Raw genomic sequence first — 508 nt, forward strand, 5'->3', positions numbered from 1 at the left:
ACCAGGCAATCGTCTCGACCTTGACCCGGAAGCTGTCGCAGGCATCGATCACCAGATCAAAGCCACGGTCCAGCAGTTCGGCCATGTTCGACACCGTCAGGAACGCCTGTACGGCATCGACCGCGATGTCCGGGTTGATCGCGCGGCAGCGTTCGGCCATCGCCTCGGCTTTGTTGCGGCCGTAGTTGCCTTCCATCGCCGGCAGCTGCCGGTTGGTATTGGACACGCAGATATCGTCGGCATCGATCAGGGTCAGGTGGCCGACCGCCGAACGGGCCAGCGCCTCCACCACCCATGAGCCGACGCCGCCCATGCCCACCACCGCCACGCGGCTGCCCTGCAGGCGCTCGAGCGCACCCACGCCATACAGCCGTTCGATGCCGGCGAAGCGTTGTTTGACCTGTTCGTTCATCCGGCTATTTTAACGTGCAGGCGTCGGCGCCTACAGCGCACCGGCATCGAACCCACCGTTGCACGCCCGGAGAGCCCGCCATGAACGCCAGCCCGC

General features: G+C 65.6%; 1 protein-coding gene. It reads right to left on the minus strand.

Annotation, left to right across the window (positions count from 1 at the left end):
• Positions 1-412, minus strand: a 412-nt coding sequence (locus DAI20_RS20475) for a ThiF family adenylyltransferase (RefSeq protein ID WP_205781557.1), incomplete at its 3' end; no start/stop codon positions are given.
• Between the last annotated feature and the right edge of the window lie 96 nt (positions 413-508).

It is taken from the genome of Planctomonas deserti, assembly GCF_003067705.1.
In the GTDB taxonomy this organism is placed as follows: domain Bacteria; phylum Actinomycetota; class Actinomycetes; order Actinomycetales; family Microbacteriaceae; genus Planctomonas; species Planctomonas deserti.